General features: G+C 64.6%; 10 protein-coding genes, 1 tRNA gene and 2 rRNA genes (1 of these 13 running past the window's edge). 12 read left to right on the forward strand and 1 reads right to left on the reverse strand.

The features are described from left to right. From NMP03_RS14320 to NMP03_RS14375, 12 genes are all read left to right on the forward strand, one after another. A 23S ribosomal RNA gene (locus tag NMP03_RS14320) occupies positions 1-2,680 on the forward strand (it extends 113 nt beyond the left edge of the window). A gap of 105 nt (positions 2,681-2,785) precedes the next feature. Continuing rightward, a 5S ribosomal RNA gene (gene rrf, locus NMP03_RS14325) occupies positions 2,786-2,900 on the forward strand. A gap of 95 nt (positions 2,901-2,995) precedes the next feature. Further along, a tRNA-Met gene (locus NMP03_RS14330) sits at positions 2,996-3,072 on the forward strand. 663 nt (positions 3,073-3,735) lie between these two features. Then, the gene (locus NMP03_RS14335; RefSeq protein ID WP_256506148.1) at positions 3,736-4,338 is read left to right on the forward strand and encodes a helix-turn-helix domain-containing protein; all 603 of its coding nucleotides are present in this window, start codon (positions 3,736-3,738) and stop codon (positions 4,336-4,338) included. A gap of 136 nt (positions 4,339-4,474) precedes the next feature. Beyond that, a complete protein-coding gene (locus NMP03_RS14340) occupies positions 4,475-4,750 on the forward strand; it encodes a hypothetical protein (protein ID WP_256506150.1) in 276 nt (91 codons plus the stop codon). Between the two features lie 43 nt (positions 4,751-4,793). Then, positions 4,794-5,234, forward strand: coding sequence for a hypothetical protein (locus tag NMP03_RS14345; protein ID WP_256506151.1), 441 nt, complete (start codon positions 4,794-4,796; stop codon positions 5,232-5,234). 238 nt (positions 5,235-5,472) lie between these two features. Continuing rightward, the gene (locus tag NMP03_RS14350) at positions 5,473-5,889 is read left to right on the forward strand and encodes a helix-turn-helix domain-containing protein (protein WP_256506152.1); all 417 of its coding nucleotides are present in this window, start codon (positions 5,473-5,475) and stop codon (positions 5,887-5,889) included. Positions 5,890-6,012: 123 nt separating this feature from the next. Beyond that, the gene (locus tag NMP03_RS14355; RefSeq protein ID WP_256506153.1) at positions 6,013-11,940 is read left to right on the forward strand and encodes a DUF3320 domain-containing protein; all 5,928 of its coding nucleotides are present in this window, start codon (positions 6,013-6,015) and stop codon (positions 11,938-11,940) included. Between the two features lie 70 nt (positions 11,941-12,010). Continuing rightward, on the forward strand, positions 12,011-12,595 hold the full coding sequence (locus NMP03_RS14360) for an alpha-ketoglutarate-dependent dioxygenase AlkB (RefSeq protein ID WP_256506154.1): 585 nt from the start codon (positions 12,011-12,013) through the stop codon (positions 12,593-12,595). Beyond that, positions 12,592-13,419: an exonuclease domain-containing protein gene (locus tag NMP03_RS14365; RefSeq protein ID WP_256506155.1), complete on the forward strand. Its 828-nt coding sequence runs from the start codon at positions 12,592-12,594 to the stop codon at positions 13,417-13,419. The genes NMP03_RS14360 and NMP03_RS14365 overlap by 4 nt, the downstream gene beginning before the upstream one ends. Positions 13,420-13,556: 137 nt before the next feature. Continuing rightward, complete coding sequence (locus tag NMP03_RS14370) at positions 13,557-14,636, forward strand: metallophosphoesterase (RefSeq protein ID WP_256506156.1); 1,080 nt, start codon at positions 13,557-13,559, stop codon at positions 14,634-14,636. A 9-nt stretch (positions 14,637-14,645) separates the two neighbouring features. Then, positions 14,646-14,903, forward strand: a complete 258-nt coding sequence (locus NMP03_RS14375; protein WP_256506157.1) for a hypothetical protein — start codon at positions 14,646-14,648, stop codon at positions 14,901-14,903. A 15-nt stretch (positions 14,904-14,918) separates the two neighbouring features. Here the strand turns inward: NMP03_RS14375 and asd are convergent, their stop codons facing one another. Then, positions 14,919-15,770 carry an archaetidylserine decarboxylase gene (gene asd / locus NMP03_RS14380; RefSeq protein ID WP_256506159.1) on the reverse strand — a complete coding sequence of 284 codons (852 nt, stop codon included), beginning with the start codon at positions 15,768-15,770 and terminating at the stop codon, positions 14,919-14,921. Between the last annotated feature and the right edge of the window lies 1 nt (position 15,771).

A 15,771-nucleotide genomic window follows, 5' to 3' on the forward strand; every position in this document is an offset into this window, starting at 1 on the left:
CCGAATGGGGGAACCCACCTTCACCAATTAATTCAGCCGTTGAGCGATCAGCGGCCGCGTTAATTGGGGATGGTATCACCGAAGTGAATACATAGCTTTGGTGAAGCGAACCCGGAGAACTGAAACATCTCAGTACCCGGAGGAAAAGACATCAACCGAGATTCCGTTAGTAGTGGCGAGCGAACGCGGACCAGGCCAGTGCCTTATCTTCAACTAGCAGAACCATCTGGAAAGTTGGACCATAGCGGGTGACAGTCCCGTATGCGAAAGTGATAGATAAGGACTTGAGTAGGGCGGGGCACGTGAAACCCTGTCTGAATATGGGGGGACCACCCTCCAAGCCTAAATACTCGTACATGACCGATAGCGAACTAGTACCGTGAGGGAAAGGTGAAAAGCACCCCGATGAGGGGAGTGAAACAGTACCTGAAACCGGTTGCCTACAAGCAGTTGGAGCCTCTTTATGGGGTGACAGCGTACCTCTTGCATAATGGGTCTGTGACTTAGTGTATCGAGCAAGCTTAAGCCGTTAGGTGTAGGCGAAGCGAAAGCGAGTCTGAATAGGGCGACTGAGTTCGATGCATTAGACCCGAAACCCGGCGATCTATGCATGACCAGGCTGAAGGTGCGGTAACACGCACTGGAGGGCCGAACCGATCAATGTTGAAAAATTGTCGGATGAGTTGTGCTTAGGGGTGAAAGGCCAATCAAGCCGGGAAATAGCTGGTTCTCCGCGAAATCTATTGAGGTAGAGCCTCGAATGAATACCCTGGGGGGTAGAGCACTGGATGGGCTAGGGCGACGCGAGTTGTACCAAACCTAACCAAACTCCGAATACCCAGGAGTACTATTCGGGAGACAGACGGCGGGTGCTAAGGTCCGTCGTCAAAAGGGAAACAGCCCTGACCTACAGCTAAGGTCCCCAAGTCACGTCTAAGTGGGAAAGCATGTGGGATTTCCAAAACAACCAGGAGGTTGGCTTAGAAGCAGCCATCCTTTAAAGAAAGCGTAACAGCTCACTGGTCTAAACAAGAGATCCTGCGGCGAAAATGTAACGGGGCTCAAGACGTGCACCGAAGCTTAGGGTGTGATCCTTTGGATCACGCGGTAGCGGAGCGTTCCGTACGCCTGCGAAGTGGAAGGGTAACCGACCATGGAGGTATCGGAAGTGCGAATGCAGACATGAGTAGCGATAAAAAGGGTGAGATGCCCTTTCGCCGAAAGACCAAGGGTTCCTGCGCAAGGCTAATCCGCGCAGGGTGAGTCGGCCCCTAAGACGAGCCCGAAGGGGGTAGTCGATGGGAACACGGTTAATATTCCGTGACCTGGTGGTGTGTGACGGATCTCGTGTGTTGTACGTCCTTATTGGATTGGACGTGCTTCGAAGAGGTCCCAGGAAATAGCCCCACCGTATAGACCGTACCCGAAACCGACACAGGTGGTCAGGTAGAGTATACCAAGGCGCTTGAGAGAAGTGTCCTGAAGGAACTCGGCAAATTGCCTCCGTACCTTCGGAAGAAGGAGGCCCCATATAAGCGCAAGCTCTTATGGGGGGCACAGGCCAGGGGGTAGCGACTGTTTAGCAAAAACACAGGGCTCTGCTAAGTCGGCTTCAAGACGACGTATAGGGCCTGACGCCTGCCCGGTGCCTGAAGGTTAAGTGGAGGAGTGCAAGCTCTGAAATGAAGCCCAGGTAAACGGCGGCCGTAACTATAACGGTCCTAAGGTAGCGAAATTCCTTGTCGGGTAAGTTCCGACCTGCACGAATGGCGTAACGACTTCCCCACTGTCTCCAGGACATGCTCAGCGAAATTGAATTCTCCGTGAAGATGCGGAGTACCCGCGGTTAGACGGAAAGACCCCGTGCACCTTTACTGCAACTTCAGAGTGGCATTAGGAAAGAACTGTGTAGCATAGGTGGGAGGCTTTGAAGCGTCGGCGCCAGCTGACGTGGAGCCATAGGTGAAATACCACCCTGTTGTTTTCTGATGTCTAACCTAGAACCGTTATCCGGTTCAGGGACCCTCTGTGGTGGGTAGTTTGACTGGGGCGGTCGCCTCCTAAAGAGTAACGGAGGCGTGCGAAGGTTGGCTCAAGACGGTTGGAAACCGTCTGTTAGAGTGCAATGGCATAAGCCAGCCTGACTGCGAGACTGACAAGTCGAGCAGAGACGAAAGTCGGTCATAGTGATCCGGTGGTCCCTCGTGGAAGGGCCATCGCTCAACGGATAAAAGGTACGCCGGGGATAACAGGCTGATGATTCCCAAGAGCTCATATCGACGGAATCGTTTGGCACCTCGATGTCGGCTCATCACATCCTGGGGCTGGAGCAGGTCCCAAGGGTTTGGCTGTTCGCCAATTAAAGTGGTACGTGAGCTGGGTTCAGAACGTCGCGAGACAGTTTGGTCCCTATCTGCCGTGGGCGTCGAAATTTGAGAGGAGTTGACCCTAGTACGAGAGGACCGGGTTGAACATACCTCTGGTGTACCTGTCGTTCCGCCAGGAGCGCAGCAGGGTAGCTATGTATGGACGGGATAACCGCTGAAAGCATCTAAGCGGGAAGCCTCCCTCGAGATAAGATTTCACAGGACGGTCGAAGACCACGACCTTGATAGGCTGGATGTGGAAGTGGAGTAATCCATGGAGCTAACCAGTCCTAATTGTCCTATTCGCGCTTGAAGAGTCCCACCATCAATGACAGCGCTGCTGTCTAGGTGTGGATGATAAGCAACAAGCCTTGCACGGGCATCGATTTGAAAACCCAAGGACTACACCGGCTTCATTGCTTGGTGGCTATAGCGTCTGTGACCCACTCGATCCCATCTCGAACTCGAACGTGAAACCAGACTGCGCCGATGGTACTATCGTCTAAGCGATGGAAGAGTAGGTCGTCGCCAGGCATTGCAGCCGGTGTTGTCTTTGAGAAAAACCCATTCATATGTCATGCCGCCCGCCGGTCCCCAAAAAGGACCGCCGGGCGGCTAAACGTCTTTGGCGCGGGGTGGAGCAGCCCGGTAGCTCGTCAGGCTCATAACCTGAAGGTCACAGGTTCAAATCCTGTCCCCGCAACCAAACACCCCCCCCATCCGCCCAGGACATCCTGCGGCGGACTTTTTTTGCTGATTTTTTAGATCAGCGCCTGGCGAGACGCACGATCGACCCGCTTCGCGCCGGTGGGCGCGCACGTCACTTGTCGCTCTGTGTCGGCGCCGAGTCGCCTGGATCCTGCAGAGGATACCCCGCTCGGCCCGAAGGATCTCAAGGTTCGCGGCGGCGCAGGCGACCTGGACGCATTTTGCCTTGCCCAATGAGCGTAACGGCCCCCCCACCTGCCGGGCTGGCCGTCGATCGCTCGCTCCGGCGCTGGTGATCAAGCAGGCCGGCCTTCGGCAGTTGCCCGATCTACGCCAATCCACTATAAAATCGGCCAGGAGTGGCACTCGAAAAAGGCCTATTCTGAGTATTGTGCACCCGCCGCGTACGGGGCTTGGCGGGACAATCGAACGCCGGGACCTTGAGTAGAGCGGATGCATCAACCAGCCGATATTTCTGACCTTTTTTGGGCGCGCTTGGCGTCCGCGCAAGATGCGTTGCCTTGCGCCGAACTTGGCTGGGTCGTTCGGTCGGAAGGTGCGCGAAGCGCAGTGCCTATGGCACCAGGGCAGCGAAGCAGAGGAGCAAAACGCCGAGGGATGGCGCGCTTCGCATGCGCCCTCCTGGTGGCATAGGCCGGGCATGGTTGAAATCCCCATGTCTGCCTCCAGCGAACAGGATCGCCTCGACTCGGTTAGCCGTCTGAACAAGGGGCAGCTGGCTTGTCTGCGCCTGGTCATGGAAGGTCGCACGTCGAAGGAGATTGCCAAGACGACGGGCATATCGCCGCATACCGTCGATCAGCGGTTGCGAATCGCAATCCAGACACTGGGCGTCGATAACCGCTTCGAGGCCGCCCGGCTCGTCCGGCAGGTCGAGCAGGACGCATATCAAAGCCTGATACATGCTCCTCTGCAGCGTGCCGCATATCAAACGCCGGACGTTGCCCTAGCTGACCGACATGCCTTACCCGATGGGTTGTTCGACGACATGCACGGGTCGGAAAGCCTGAACATCGCGGGGGTTGCCGAGGAGAAACGGTCGCGTTTCGATCCGCTGTCCGCTGCGTTCGGAACGGCTTTTTGGTCGCGGTCGTCGCAGGCAGGGGGAAGGCAAAATGACCTAGCACCTATTGTTCGCCTGGCCTGGACGGTCGGTTTGATGATCGGCGTTGTCCTGGCGCTCAGCTTGTTGGTTACCGCCGCCGAAGGCTTGGCTCGCATCCTAGAAGCGGCCCAACTCTAGGCTTTGTCGACTTTTGGATGATGGGTCCGCCGGCTGCGCCGGCGGGAAGGGGATAGACATGCTTGCTCAACATGACAAATCAGCGCTCTCGGTTGCCGCCGCCCTATTTGCCGGCGAACGCGCCATAGACGTTGCCTTGGCCGACCTTTCGCGGTTGCCCGGATCGATTGCCGCCGCCCGTATCGCCGCACAACTGCCGTTCGGCACGGGGCAGGGCGCGCTCAGCGACGCCGCCGAAGCGCTCGCGCTGATGGTGCGCGCTCGCCATCATATGGCACGCGCGCATGACCGGCTGCGCGAAGCCGGCGAGGAGATCGGCCTCGATGTAACCGCGTTCGGCGACGTCTTCCCTTGCCCCCCGAGCGCTGCGGCGGACCCCGGCGTCGAGGGGCCCCTACGGTTGGTAGCCTGACGTACTTGACCGGGTGACTGTGCCATGTTTGGGGCCACGGTTGATGAACGTCGTGCTGTTCCTCGTTCTGCTTCTCATATGCTGCAGTTATTCGGCTGCGTATGGGGGAGCACCCGAGCGCATTGCCGCCGCGATTATCGCGGCGGCGGTGGCTGCGACGATGGTGGTGGGATCGGTCGGCTTCGTGACCTTCCGGTCAGCCGAAATGGGGATCATCGCGATCGACGCGGCGATGGCGGTAGCCCTGATGGCGTTGGCACTGCGCGCGAACCGATATTGGCCGATGGCGATGACCGCGTGTGTCGGTGTCGGATTATTGGGCCATACCGCGGTCTGGGCTGCGCCGTCGATCGTGCCGCAGGTTTACGCGGTGTTTCACGCCTTTTCTGGCTACCCGGCGTTACTGATCCTAGCCGCCGGCACGTACCGCCATCGGCGAAGGCTGCTCCGCAACGGGATCGATCGCGCCTGGTCCTACGCATAGCGCTACCCGCTCGAGAACGATCGTCCTCCATCGCATCGGACAACCCGAACCAACTCGGTTTCGGCCATCTGCACCCGATCGATGCCCTGCCGAATAGGCGTCAAATTTCACGATCATCGGGTGGTTTCATGCACCCGATGGCGCAGCACAAGGTTCGATGATGCAACACGTGCCCAGCCTGCTCTTGCCCTATCGGGACCCTGCCGAACGCCGTGATGGCGCAAGGGCACCGCGTTCGGTGCCCAAGGAGACGGCACGCGAAGTCGCCACCTGCGGCACAACCCCCGCATCGACCGACCTCACCCTCCTTGCCCGCAAGCTGTACGACTTTGGTCAGCGGCGGTCGAAGTTCTTCCCGGCCGAACTGCTGGGCGAACCGGCTTGGTATATCTTGCTCGATCTATATGCCTCGGCCGGTGAGGGGCGCGCGATCTCGGTTACGAGCGCTTCGGTAGCATCGGGAGCACCGACAACGACCGGCCTGCGGATGGTTCGGATGCTCGAAGATAAGGGGTTGGTGTGTCGGGGCCAGGTACACACCGATCGGCGACGTAGCGATGTGCGGCTTACGCCGGCGGGCCGCAACGCCGTGGAACAGTCGCTGCGCGAACTTCGCCCGATGCTGGGCCATGTGCTGCATTCCGCGCATTCATGACGATAGCCCCAGATTAGACATCCTGCTCGAACCGACTGTGGATGCCGGGCACTGTGTGTCTGGGTGCGTCATTGTTCGGTGGTGATGGTCGCGGTCTGTTGCGGATAAGCAAAGGGATGACCTATGACTTGGACGATCGACGCGACGGTTTCAGCCAAGATCGGGTTTGCCTCGCACCAGAATGCGGTGCCGCTGCTGCGCGAGCTGGAGCTGCGCCATAGCGACGAAAGGATCGTCGAAGATCTTCGCCTTACCCTTTCGTCCGATCCTCCGTTTTTAAGCCAAAAGACCTGGCGGATCGATCGGATGGCGCCCGGCGATGCGCTGCGGATCGCCGATCGCGATGTCGATCTGAACGCCGCGCTGCTAGGTGACCTGAGCGAGTCGATCGCCGGTACCCTGACCCTCACGCTCGAATCTGCTGAGGGCGAGGCGCTGGTAGAGGCACGCCACCGCGTCGAGCTGCTCGCGCACAATGAATGGGGCGGGCTCGGCACGATGGCCGAGCTGCTCCCCGCGTTCGTCATGCCCAACGATCCCGCGGTCGATCGCGTCCTCAAGTCCGCGTCCGACGTTCTTCGCCGCGCGGGCAAGCCCGACGCGCTCGACGGCTATGCCAGCGGCAAGCGCGAGCGGGTTTGGGAACTGGCATCGGCGATCTGGTCGGCGGTGGCGGGGTTGCGTATCGCCTATGCGCTACCCCCCGCCAGCTTCGAACGCGCCGGGCAGAAAGTGCGCACGCCGGGCGCGATTCTCCACGGTGGCGTCGCAACCTGCCTCGATACCGCGCTGCTGTTCGCGGCGGCGCTCGAACAGGCGGGGCTCAACCCGCTGGTAGTGATGACCCAGGGGCACGCCTTTGCCGGCGTCTGGTTGCAGCCGGTCGAGTTCGCGAACCTGCTGACCGACGAGGCCGCCGCGTTGCGGCGCCGTTTCGACCTAGACGATTTGCTGTTGTTCGAAACCACGCTGGCGACGCACACACCACCGGCAAGCTTCAGCCATGCGATGGCAGCGGCCCGGCGTCAGATCGCCGAAGACGCCGAAGCCGGTTTCAAGATGGCGATCGACATCCGCCGCGCCCGCATGCAGCGGGTGAGACCGCTCGGGGTTGCGGTAACGGCAAGAGCGCGGCTCGACGAGCGCCCTTCTTCGGCGTCGGAGGGGCTCGAAGCCGCCCCCGCGCTGCCCGCATTCGATGTCGAGGTTGGCGAGGCGCCGGACACGCCCGGGGACCGGATCCGCCAATGGCAGCGCAAGCTCCTCAACCTCACCACGGGCAACCGGCTGCTGCACGTTCCCGAGGGCGCTAAGGTGCTGAAGCTGGCATGTCCCGACCCCGGCGCGCTCGAGGATATTCTGTCGTCGGGCAAGAAGGTTCGCGTCGTGCCGATGCCCGAACTCGATGCCGGCGGGCGCGACGAGAAGCTGTACGAGCAGCAGACGCAGTCCAACCTGCGCGAGGAAGTCGCAAAGGCCGCGCTGGCGCGGGGTGAGGCGTTGTCGCTGCTGGGCAAGGACAAGCTCGACGCGCTGCTGATCGAGCTTTTCCGCAAGGCGAAGTCCGACCTCGACGAAGGCGGCGCCAACACGCTCTATCTCGCGCTCGGCTTCCTGAAATGGAAGAAGAGCGCGTCGGAGGAAAAGGTCTATCGCGCGCCGCTGATCCTGCTGCCGGTACGGCTCGAGCGCAAAAGCGCGCTGTCGGGGGTCGTGATGACCCGGCACGAGGACGAGCCCCGCTTCAACCTGACCTTGCTCGAACTGCTCCGCCAGGATTTCGAACTGGCGATCCCCGGGCTCGACGGCGAGCTGCCCGCCGATGCGAGCGGGGTCGATGTTGCCGGGGTGTGGCGGATGGTGCGGTCGGCGGTGCGTGACATGGCGGGGTTCGAGGTGGTGCCCGAGGTGGTGCTCGGCACCTTTTCCTTCGCCAAATATCTGATGTGGAAGGATCTGGTCGACCGCGCCGACCGGCTGAAGGAAAGTCCGCTCGTCCGCCATCTGATCGAGCGCGACGGCGATGTCGTCGGCGCGAAGGGGCCGTTTCCGCGCGCCGACGCGCTCGACGCGCAGATCGACCCCTCGACGCTCTTCACCCCGCTGCCCGCCGACAGTTCGCAGCTCGCCGCGGTGGTCGCCTCGGCCAAGGGGCACGATTTCGTACTTGATGGTCCGCCCGGCACCGGCAAGTCGCAGACGATCGCCAACATCATCGCCCATAACCTTGCGCTGGGGCGGCGGGTGCTGTTCGTCGCCGAGAAGAAGGCCGCGCTCGACGTTGTCCATCGGCGACTGAGCGACAAGGGGCTGGCGCCGTTCTGCCTCGAACTCCATTCGGCCAAGGCCACCAAGACCGCGGTGTTGCAGCAGCTCGATCGCGCATGGTCGATCCGCGATGCGCTGACGCAGGACGAGTGGGCCACCGAGGCTGCTGAGGCACGGCGGCTGTGCGACGGGCTGAACGACGTCGTCCGCCTGCTGCACCGGATCGAGCCCAACGGCTGGACGATCCATGCGGCGATCGGCCGGACCGTTCGCGATGCGGGCCCCGCCACGCCCAAATTCAGCTTCGATGGGCAGCAACGCCACGATGCCGCCGACATGGTGCAATTGCGCGATGTCGCGCGCAGGCTGGGCATCGCGCGCAGCGAAGTGGCTGGGGTGACCTTGGACCTAGACGGGGTCGCGCGCACCCAATGGTCGAACGGTTGGCAGGAGGCGATCGTCGCCGCCGCGGGGGCTGTCCCGCCGGCGATCGAGGCGCTGCTCGCGGCGCATGCGGCGGTTCAGAAGGCGACCGGGCTGCCGATCGAGGCGAGCGACCGCGCGGCGATCGGCCGGTGCGCGGTCTTCGCGCGATCGCTGCTGGCGATGCACGGCCGCGACTTCGGCTTCGCCTTCGCGCCCGATGTCGCCGAGCGGGTCGCCGCGGCGCGACAGGGCTTGCGGCTGCTCGACGAATATCGGCAGCGCGAAGCCGAGCTGACGACCACCTACGCCCCCGAGGCGGCGCGGCGGATCGATCTCGCGGCGATGCGCGCGGCGTGGAGCGATGCCGAGCGCCGGTTCTGGATCTTCGCGACTTTGGCGAAGCGGCGCGTCGCGCGCGATCTGGCGCAGGCGGGCGGGGCGAGCCAGCCGCTCGACGTTGCGGCCGATCTTGCGACGCTGGCCGCGATGCGCGACCTGCTCGCACGGATCGACGGCCTAGAGGCGAAGGTCGGCGGCATACCGGGATGGGCGGGGCTGCAAAGCGATGCCGCCCAAGTCGACCGTGCAATTACGCTTGGTGAGGCGCTGCTGGCCGCGATCGCCGCCGAAGCACGATGCCCCGAAACGCTGGTCGAACTGCGGCACACGGTATCGGGGCTGGCGCTCGATGCGAACGCGCTGCTCGCGCCCGATGGCGTGGTGGCAGGCGCGGTCGCGCGGCTCGATCACGCCATTGCGAGCTATGACGAGGCGGTCGCCAGCTTCGATGCGCTTTCGGGTGCCGACGCCGCTGCCAATTTCGAAACGCTACAGCGACGCGCGGTCGCGGTCGACGAGCATGCGCGGCGGCTGCATGCCTGGACGAGCTGGCGCCGCGTCCGCGAAGCCGCGGTCGGCGCCGGCCTCCTGCCGCTGGTCGAGGCGCTCGAGCGCGGCGCGGTCGAACCCGCCGATGCCGCGACGGCGTTCGAGGTGGGGTATGCGCGCTGGTTCGCCGCCACCCGGATCGACGAGGAGCCGCTGCTCACCCACTTCATGGGGGGCGAGCAGGAGGATCGGATCGCGAGGTTCAGGGCGGTCGACGAGCGGATGGGCGCGCTGTCGGTCCGCTACATCCGCGCCAAGCTGTGCGGGCTGATCCCCGATCGCGCCGAGGTCGGCAAGAAGGACGGGTATGGTGTGCTCAAGCACCAGCTGCAGCTGCAGCGCGCACACAAGCCGATCCGGCGGCTTGCCGCCGACATGGGCGAGGCGTTCACCCGGCTGGCACCGTGCATGCTCATGAGCCCGCTGTCGATCGCGCAATATCTTCCCGCCGATCAGGCGCTGTTCGATCTGGTGATCTTCGACGAGGCGTCGCAGATCACGCCATGGGACGCGATCGGTGCGATGGCGCGCGGGCGACAGGTCATCATCGCCGGCGATCCGCGGCAGATGCCGCCGTCGAACGATTTCGCGCGCGGCGCGTCGTCGATATCGCAGGACGACGATACCGAAGCCGATATGGACAGCATTCTCGACGAATGTCTGGGCGCTGGCGTGCCACAGCACAGCCTCGACTGGCATTATCGCAGCCAGCACGAGAGCCTGATCACCTTCTCGAACCATCGCTATTACGACGGCAAGCTGGTGACGTTTCCGGCGCCGGTCACCCGATCGAGCGCGGTGTCGTGGCGACGCGTCGAGGGGGTGTATGCGCGCGGGGCGGGGCGGACGAACCCGATCGAGGCGCAGGCGATCGTCGACGCCGCGGTCGCCCGTCTGCGCGACCCGCGGTTCGTCGATCCGCAAGGCCAACGCCTGACGATCGGCATCATCACGATGAACGCCGAGCAGATGAAGCTCGTCGAGGATTTGCTCGACCAGGCGCGGCGCGTGCATCCAGAGATCGAGCCCTATTTCAGCGACGAGCTGCTCGAGCCGGTGGTGGTGCGCAATCTAGAAACCGCGCAGGGCGACGAGCGCGACCTGATCCTGCTCGGCATCGGCTTCGGCCCGACCGAGCCCGCGGGCAAGACGATGTCGATGGATTTCGGAAAGCTCAATCGTGATGGCGGCTGGCGGCGGCTGAACGTTGCGGTCACCCGCGCGCGGGTCGAGATGCAGATATTCACGTCGTTCGATCCGGGGATGATCGATCTCACCCGGACCAGCCAGCGCGCGATCGCTGACCTCAAGCATTTCCTGGAATTCGCCGAGCGCGGCCCGCGCGCCCTGGCCGAAGCGGTGAAGGGTTCGATGGGCGGCGCCGATTCGCCGTTCGAGGAGGCGGTGGCGTGCGCGCTGCAGCGGCGCGGGTGGCGCGTGGTGCCGCAAGTCGGGGTGTCGAAGTTCCGCATCGATCTGGGCATCGTCCATCCCGATCGGCCGGGTGATTTCCTGCTCGGAGTCGAATGCGACGGCGCCACCTATCACAGCGCTGCGACCGCGCGCGATCGCGACAAGGTGCGCGCGTCGATCCTGGAGAGCCTGGGGTGGAAGCTGGCGCGCGTGTGGTCGACCGACTGGTGGATCGACAAGGAGCGCGCGACCGAGAAGCTGCATCGGCAGATCGAGCAGCAGCTCGAGGCCGATCGCGCGGCGGCGATCGCGCGCGCCGAGGCCGAGCCGCAGGCGCGTCCGCTCGATCCGCCGGTCTCCTATGTCGAGAACGACGAGCCCGTCGAGAATGACCATGGCGCCGCGTGGCAGGACGTCGACGACGAGTTGATGCTGCTCGACAGGCCGATCGTGGGCGACCAGCGATCAGCTGGAACGCTCGCGCACCTGATCCGACCGGTGAACCAGCCGCTGCCGATCGACGAGCCGCTGTTCGCCCGTGCGGCACCGCAAGCCCCCGCGGCGTACGCCATGGTCGACCTCGCGCGGGTGTGTGACGCGACCGACCCCATCGCCTTTTACGAACCCGCCTATGACTCAACCCTCAAGTCGTTGATCCGCACCATCGTCGAACGCGAAGCACCGATCGCCGAATCTTTGCTCGTCCAGCGGATCGCCCGCGCGCACGGCTTTCAGCGTTCGGGGCGGGTGATCCGCGATCGGGTGATGGCCGCCGCCCAGCGCGATTTCGATGTCGCGCGCGAGGCCGGCGGATCGGTGTTCGTCTGGCGCTCGGCCGAGCAGCGGCGCGGGTGGCGCAGCGCGCGCGCGCCGGCGGGGGCGAACGACATCCGGCAGATCGAGGACATTGCGATCGAGGAACTGGGGTTCGCAGGGACCGCGCTCGACCCATCCGACGTCGCGCGGTTCTTCGGGGTGCGGCGGCTCAGCGCGGCGGCGCGCGCGCGGATCAACCTGGCGCGGCAGGCGGGTCGAGCGGGTCGCGGCGAAGCTTGACCGATCGGCGCAGTTGACAGTCGGACGACCGCTGGGGGAAGGACGCATTCCGTCTCGATGAGCCCCCCCGATGCATGACCTGTTCGACGAACCGCTGCTGCCCGGCCTGCACAGCGCCGATGCGTTCGTGACGGCGGATGAGGAGCGGGCGTTGATCGCGCAGATCGATGCGCTCGATCTGGCGCCGTTCCGCTTCCAGGGATGGCTCGGCAAGCGGCTGACGCACAGCTTCGGGCTGCACTATGATTTCGATCGCGGCGCACTGGCGGCGACCGATCCGATGCCCGCCTGGCTGCAGCCGCTGCGCGACCGGGCCGAGGCGTTCGCGAGCCTCGCGCCCGGCACGCTCGAACAGGCGCTGCTGATCCGCTACGATCCCAGCGCAGGGATTGGCTGGCATCGCGACCGGCCGCATTTCGAGCATGTCGTCGGCATCTCGCTGGGTGCCCCCGCGACGCTGCGCTTTCGCCGCCGATCGAACGAGCGCTTCGAGCGTCGGAGCGTGCCGCTGCCGCCGCGTGGCATCTACCAGCTTCAGGGCGAGGCACGGTATGATTGGGAGCATAGCATCGCGGCGATGACGCAGACGCGTTGGTCGGTGACGTTTCGCAGCCTGTCCGAGCGCGGGCGCATGCTGATCGGCGCAGCGCTTTGACGACGCACACCGACCTCCCCGATTTCGTCGTCATCGATGTCGAGACCGCGTGCGCGCGGGTCAGCAGCATCTGCCAGGTCGGGATCGTCGGCTTCCGCGACGGGCGCGAGCTGTTCGCCTGGGAGACATTGCTCGACCCGTGCGACGAGTTCCACGCGATGAACACCCACATTCACGGCATTGCCGCGCATCACGTCGCCGGCCAGCCGACCTTCGCGCATGTCCATGCCGAGATCGACCGGCATCTGGCGGGGCGCGTCACCGTCGCGCATTCGCATTTCGACAAGGGCGCGCTCGCCGCTGCCTGCCGCGTCCACGCCCGGACGATGATCGAGACGACCTGGCTCGACAGCGTCCGCGTCGCCAAGCGCGCCTGGCCCGACTTGGCGAATCATAAATTGGGTGGGCTCGCGCGCTATCTGGGGATTCCGCATCGCCATCACGATGCGCTGAGCGACGCGAGGGCAGCGGGCTGGGTGATCGTCAAGGCGATCGACCATACCGGGCTGTCGCTCGCCGACTGGATGGCGCCGCCGCGCAAGCCGGGGGCGGCACCGCGCGCGGCGGCGGACGGCCCGCTCAAGGGCGAGCGCGTGGTGATCATCGGTGAACCGCGCGACGGGCCGCTGGCGCATGGCATCGCCGCGCGGGGCGGGGTGGTCCGCACCGCGGTGGGCAGCACGACGACGATGCTGGTGCTTGCCGACGTGGGGCCGCTGGTGCGCAGCGATCCGCAGTTGCGCAAGGCGCAGGCGGCGCGGCTCGGCGGCCAGCCGATCCGGATCGTCACCGCGCACCGGCTCGCCGAAATGCTCGCCGCCTGATCGCCGTGCGACGGAGCTTTGTGGCCAGCGGGGATTTGGTGCTTTGGCCGCTGGCGTCGTAGCGAACGACCCAGCCTATCCCCGCGCACCGGAGACCGACGATTTTCCACCTGTTTTTCAGCCTGCCAGGTCTGCTGGTGATCGCGCGCTTTATCTGGCCGCTCAGCATCCCGACGCCGATGAAGATCGTGCTGGCGATCGCGGTGCTGGTGGCGTCGCAATATCACCTGTGGAGCCGGTTATCGTCGGGGTCGGTATTCTCGCCCGAATTTCCCTTTGCGATCGTCGTGCTGTTCAACTGGGCGTTCGGGACGATCGCGCTGCTCGCGGTGTTGTTGCTGGCGCTCGACCTCGGCACGCTGGTGGCGTGGCTCGTCCGCCGCGGCGCTTCGCCCCCCGATGGCGTTCGCTACGCGATCCCGGCGGGCGCGGCGGTGCTGGCGGCGGTCGCGGTGTCGCAGGCGGTCCGCGTGCCGCCGGTGAAGGAGATCGAGGTCAGGATCGCCGGATTGCCCGCACAGTTCGACGGCTACACGATGCTCCAGTTGACCGACCTGCACATCAGCCGGCTGTTCCCCGAGCGCTGGACGCGCGCGGTGGTCGACAAATCGAATGCGCTCGCGCCCGACCTGATCGTCGTCACCGGTGATTTCATCGACGGCACCGTCGAACGGCGCCGCGCCGATGTCGAGCCGCTGCGCGATCTGCGCGCGCGCGACGGCGTGATGTTCATCCCGGGCAACCACGAATATTTCTTCGGCTATCGCGAATGGATGCGCCATTTGTCGGCGATGGGGATGCGCGCGCTCGAAAACGAGCATGCGGTGATCGGGCGCGGGCAGGGGCGGCTGGTGATCGCCGGCGTCACCGATCTCACCGCGCCGGGCACCGGCCATTCGGGGCCCGATGTTGCCGCGTCGATCGCCGGGGCACCCGCCGGCGCGCCGATCATCCTGCTCGATCACCAGCCCAAGAATGCGCGCGCGGCAGCGCCGCTCGGCGTTGCATTGCAGCTATCGGGTCATACGCATGGCGGGATGATCCGCGGCCTCGACCGGATCGTCGCGCGCGCCAATGGCGGCTTCGTCTCGGGGCGGTATCAGGTGGGCGACATGCAGCTGTATGTGAACAACGGCACCGCGCTGTGGCCCGGTTTCGCGTTGCGGCTGGGGCGTCCGTCCGAGCTGACGCGGATCACGCTGCGGCCGGCGGCATAGGAAGGGCGGATGACAGACGATTACGACCGAGGGCGACGCGACGGGTTGCGACTAGCGCTGGCGGTACTCGCCGCCGAGGAAGCCAAATGGGCCGCAACGCTGGGTGAGAGCCGATCGGGGCGGACCAACGCGGTGCGGCAGGTTCGCCACAAGACGCTGCAGGTGGCGCAGCGGCGGGTGCAGACCGTGCTCAACCGGCTGTCGCCCAAGGACGACGGTGCGCTCGATGCCGAAATGGCGTCGGCGCTCGACAAGCTCGGGCTTTGACGACGCGGGGCGGGCTCAGCCTGGACGGTTGCCCATCATCTCGCCCAGCCGCACCGGGCGTTCGGGCGCCCATTCGGGGTTGAAGGCGATCGTGCCCGGCTTGAACAACATCACGATCGTCGATCCGAGCAGGAAGCGGCCCATTTCCTCGCCCTGTTTCAGCACGATGTCCTGATCGGCATAATCCCATTCGGCAGGCGCGCCGGTGCGCTTGGGGTTGACGACGCCGTGCCATACCGTCGCCATGCTGCCGACGATCGTGGCGCCGACCAGCACCATGACGAACGCCCCATGTTCGGGCGAATCGAACACGCACACCACGCGCTCGTTGCGCGCAAACAGATTGGCGACGCCGCGCGCGGTGACGGGGTTCACCGAAAAGAGCGCGCCGGGCACGTAGATCATCCGCCGCAGCCTGCCGTCGCAGGGCATGTGCAGCCGGTGATAGTCGCGCGGCGACAGATACAGGTTGGCGAAGCTGCCATGCGCGAACCCCGCCGCCAGCGCCGCGTCGCCGCCGACCAGTTCGGTGGTGGTGAAGCGATGCCCCTTGGCCTGGACGATATGGTGGTCGTCGATCGCGCCCAACTGGCTGATCGCGCCATCGACGGGCGAGACGAAATCAGCGCGCGCGATCGGGCGGGCACCGGGCTTGAGCGGCCGGGTGAAAAAGTCGTTGAAGCTCGCATAGCTCGCGATGTCGGGGTTCGCGGCTTCGGCCATGTCGACGCGGTAGCGCCGCACGAACCAGCGGATCAGCCGCGGCGTCAGCGCGCTGCCGCGGGCACCCGCGACGCGGCCCGCGAACACGGTCAGCTGCTGCTTGGGGAGCAGATGTTGCAGCAGGATCTTCAGGCGGTCGGACATC

The organism is Sphingomonas qomolangmaensis, from assembly GCF_024496245.1.
Classification (GTDB): Bacteria; Pseudomonadota; Alphaproteobacteria; order Sphingomonadales; family Sphingomonadaceae; genus Sphingomonas; species Sphingomonas qomolangmaensis.

Excerpts from the sequence above, each read along its gene's own strand:
- NMP03_RS14335 (WP_256506148.1), top strand. The coding sequence starts at position 3,736 with ATGGTTGAAATCCCCATGTCTGCCTCCAGCGAACAGGATCGCCTCGAC.
- NMP03_RS14345 (WP_256506151.1), top strand. The coding sequence starts at position 4,794 with ATGAACGTCGTGCTGTTCCTCGTTCTGCTTCTCATATGCTGCAGTTAT.
- NMP03_RS14355 (WP_256506153.1), top strand. The coding sequence starts at position 6,013 with ATGACTTGGACGATCGACGCGACGGTTTCAGCCAAGATCGGGTTTGCC.
- NMP03_RS14360 (WP_256506154.1), top strand. The coding sequence starts at position 12,011 with ATGCATGACCTGTTCGACGAACCGCTGCTGCCCGGCCTGCACAGCGCC.
- NMP03_RS14375 (WP_256506157.1), top strand. The coding sequence starts at position 14,646 with ATGACAGACGATTACGACCGAGGGCGACGCGACGGGTTGCGACTAGCG.
- asd (WP_256506159.1), bottom strand. The coding sequence starts at position 15,770 with ATGTCCGACCGCCTGAAGATCCTGCTGCAACATCTGCTCCCCAAGCAG.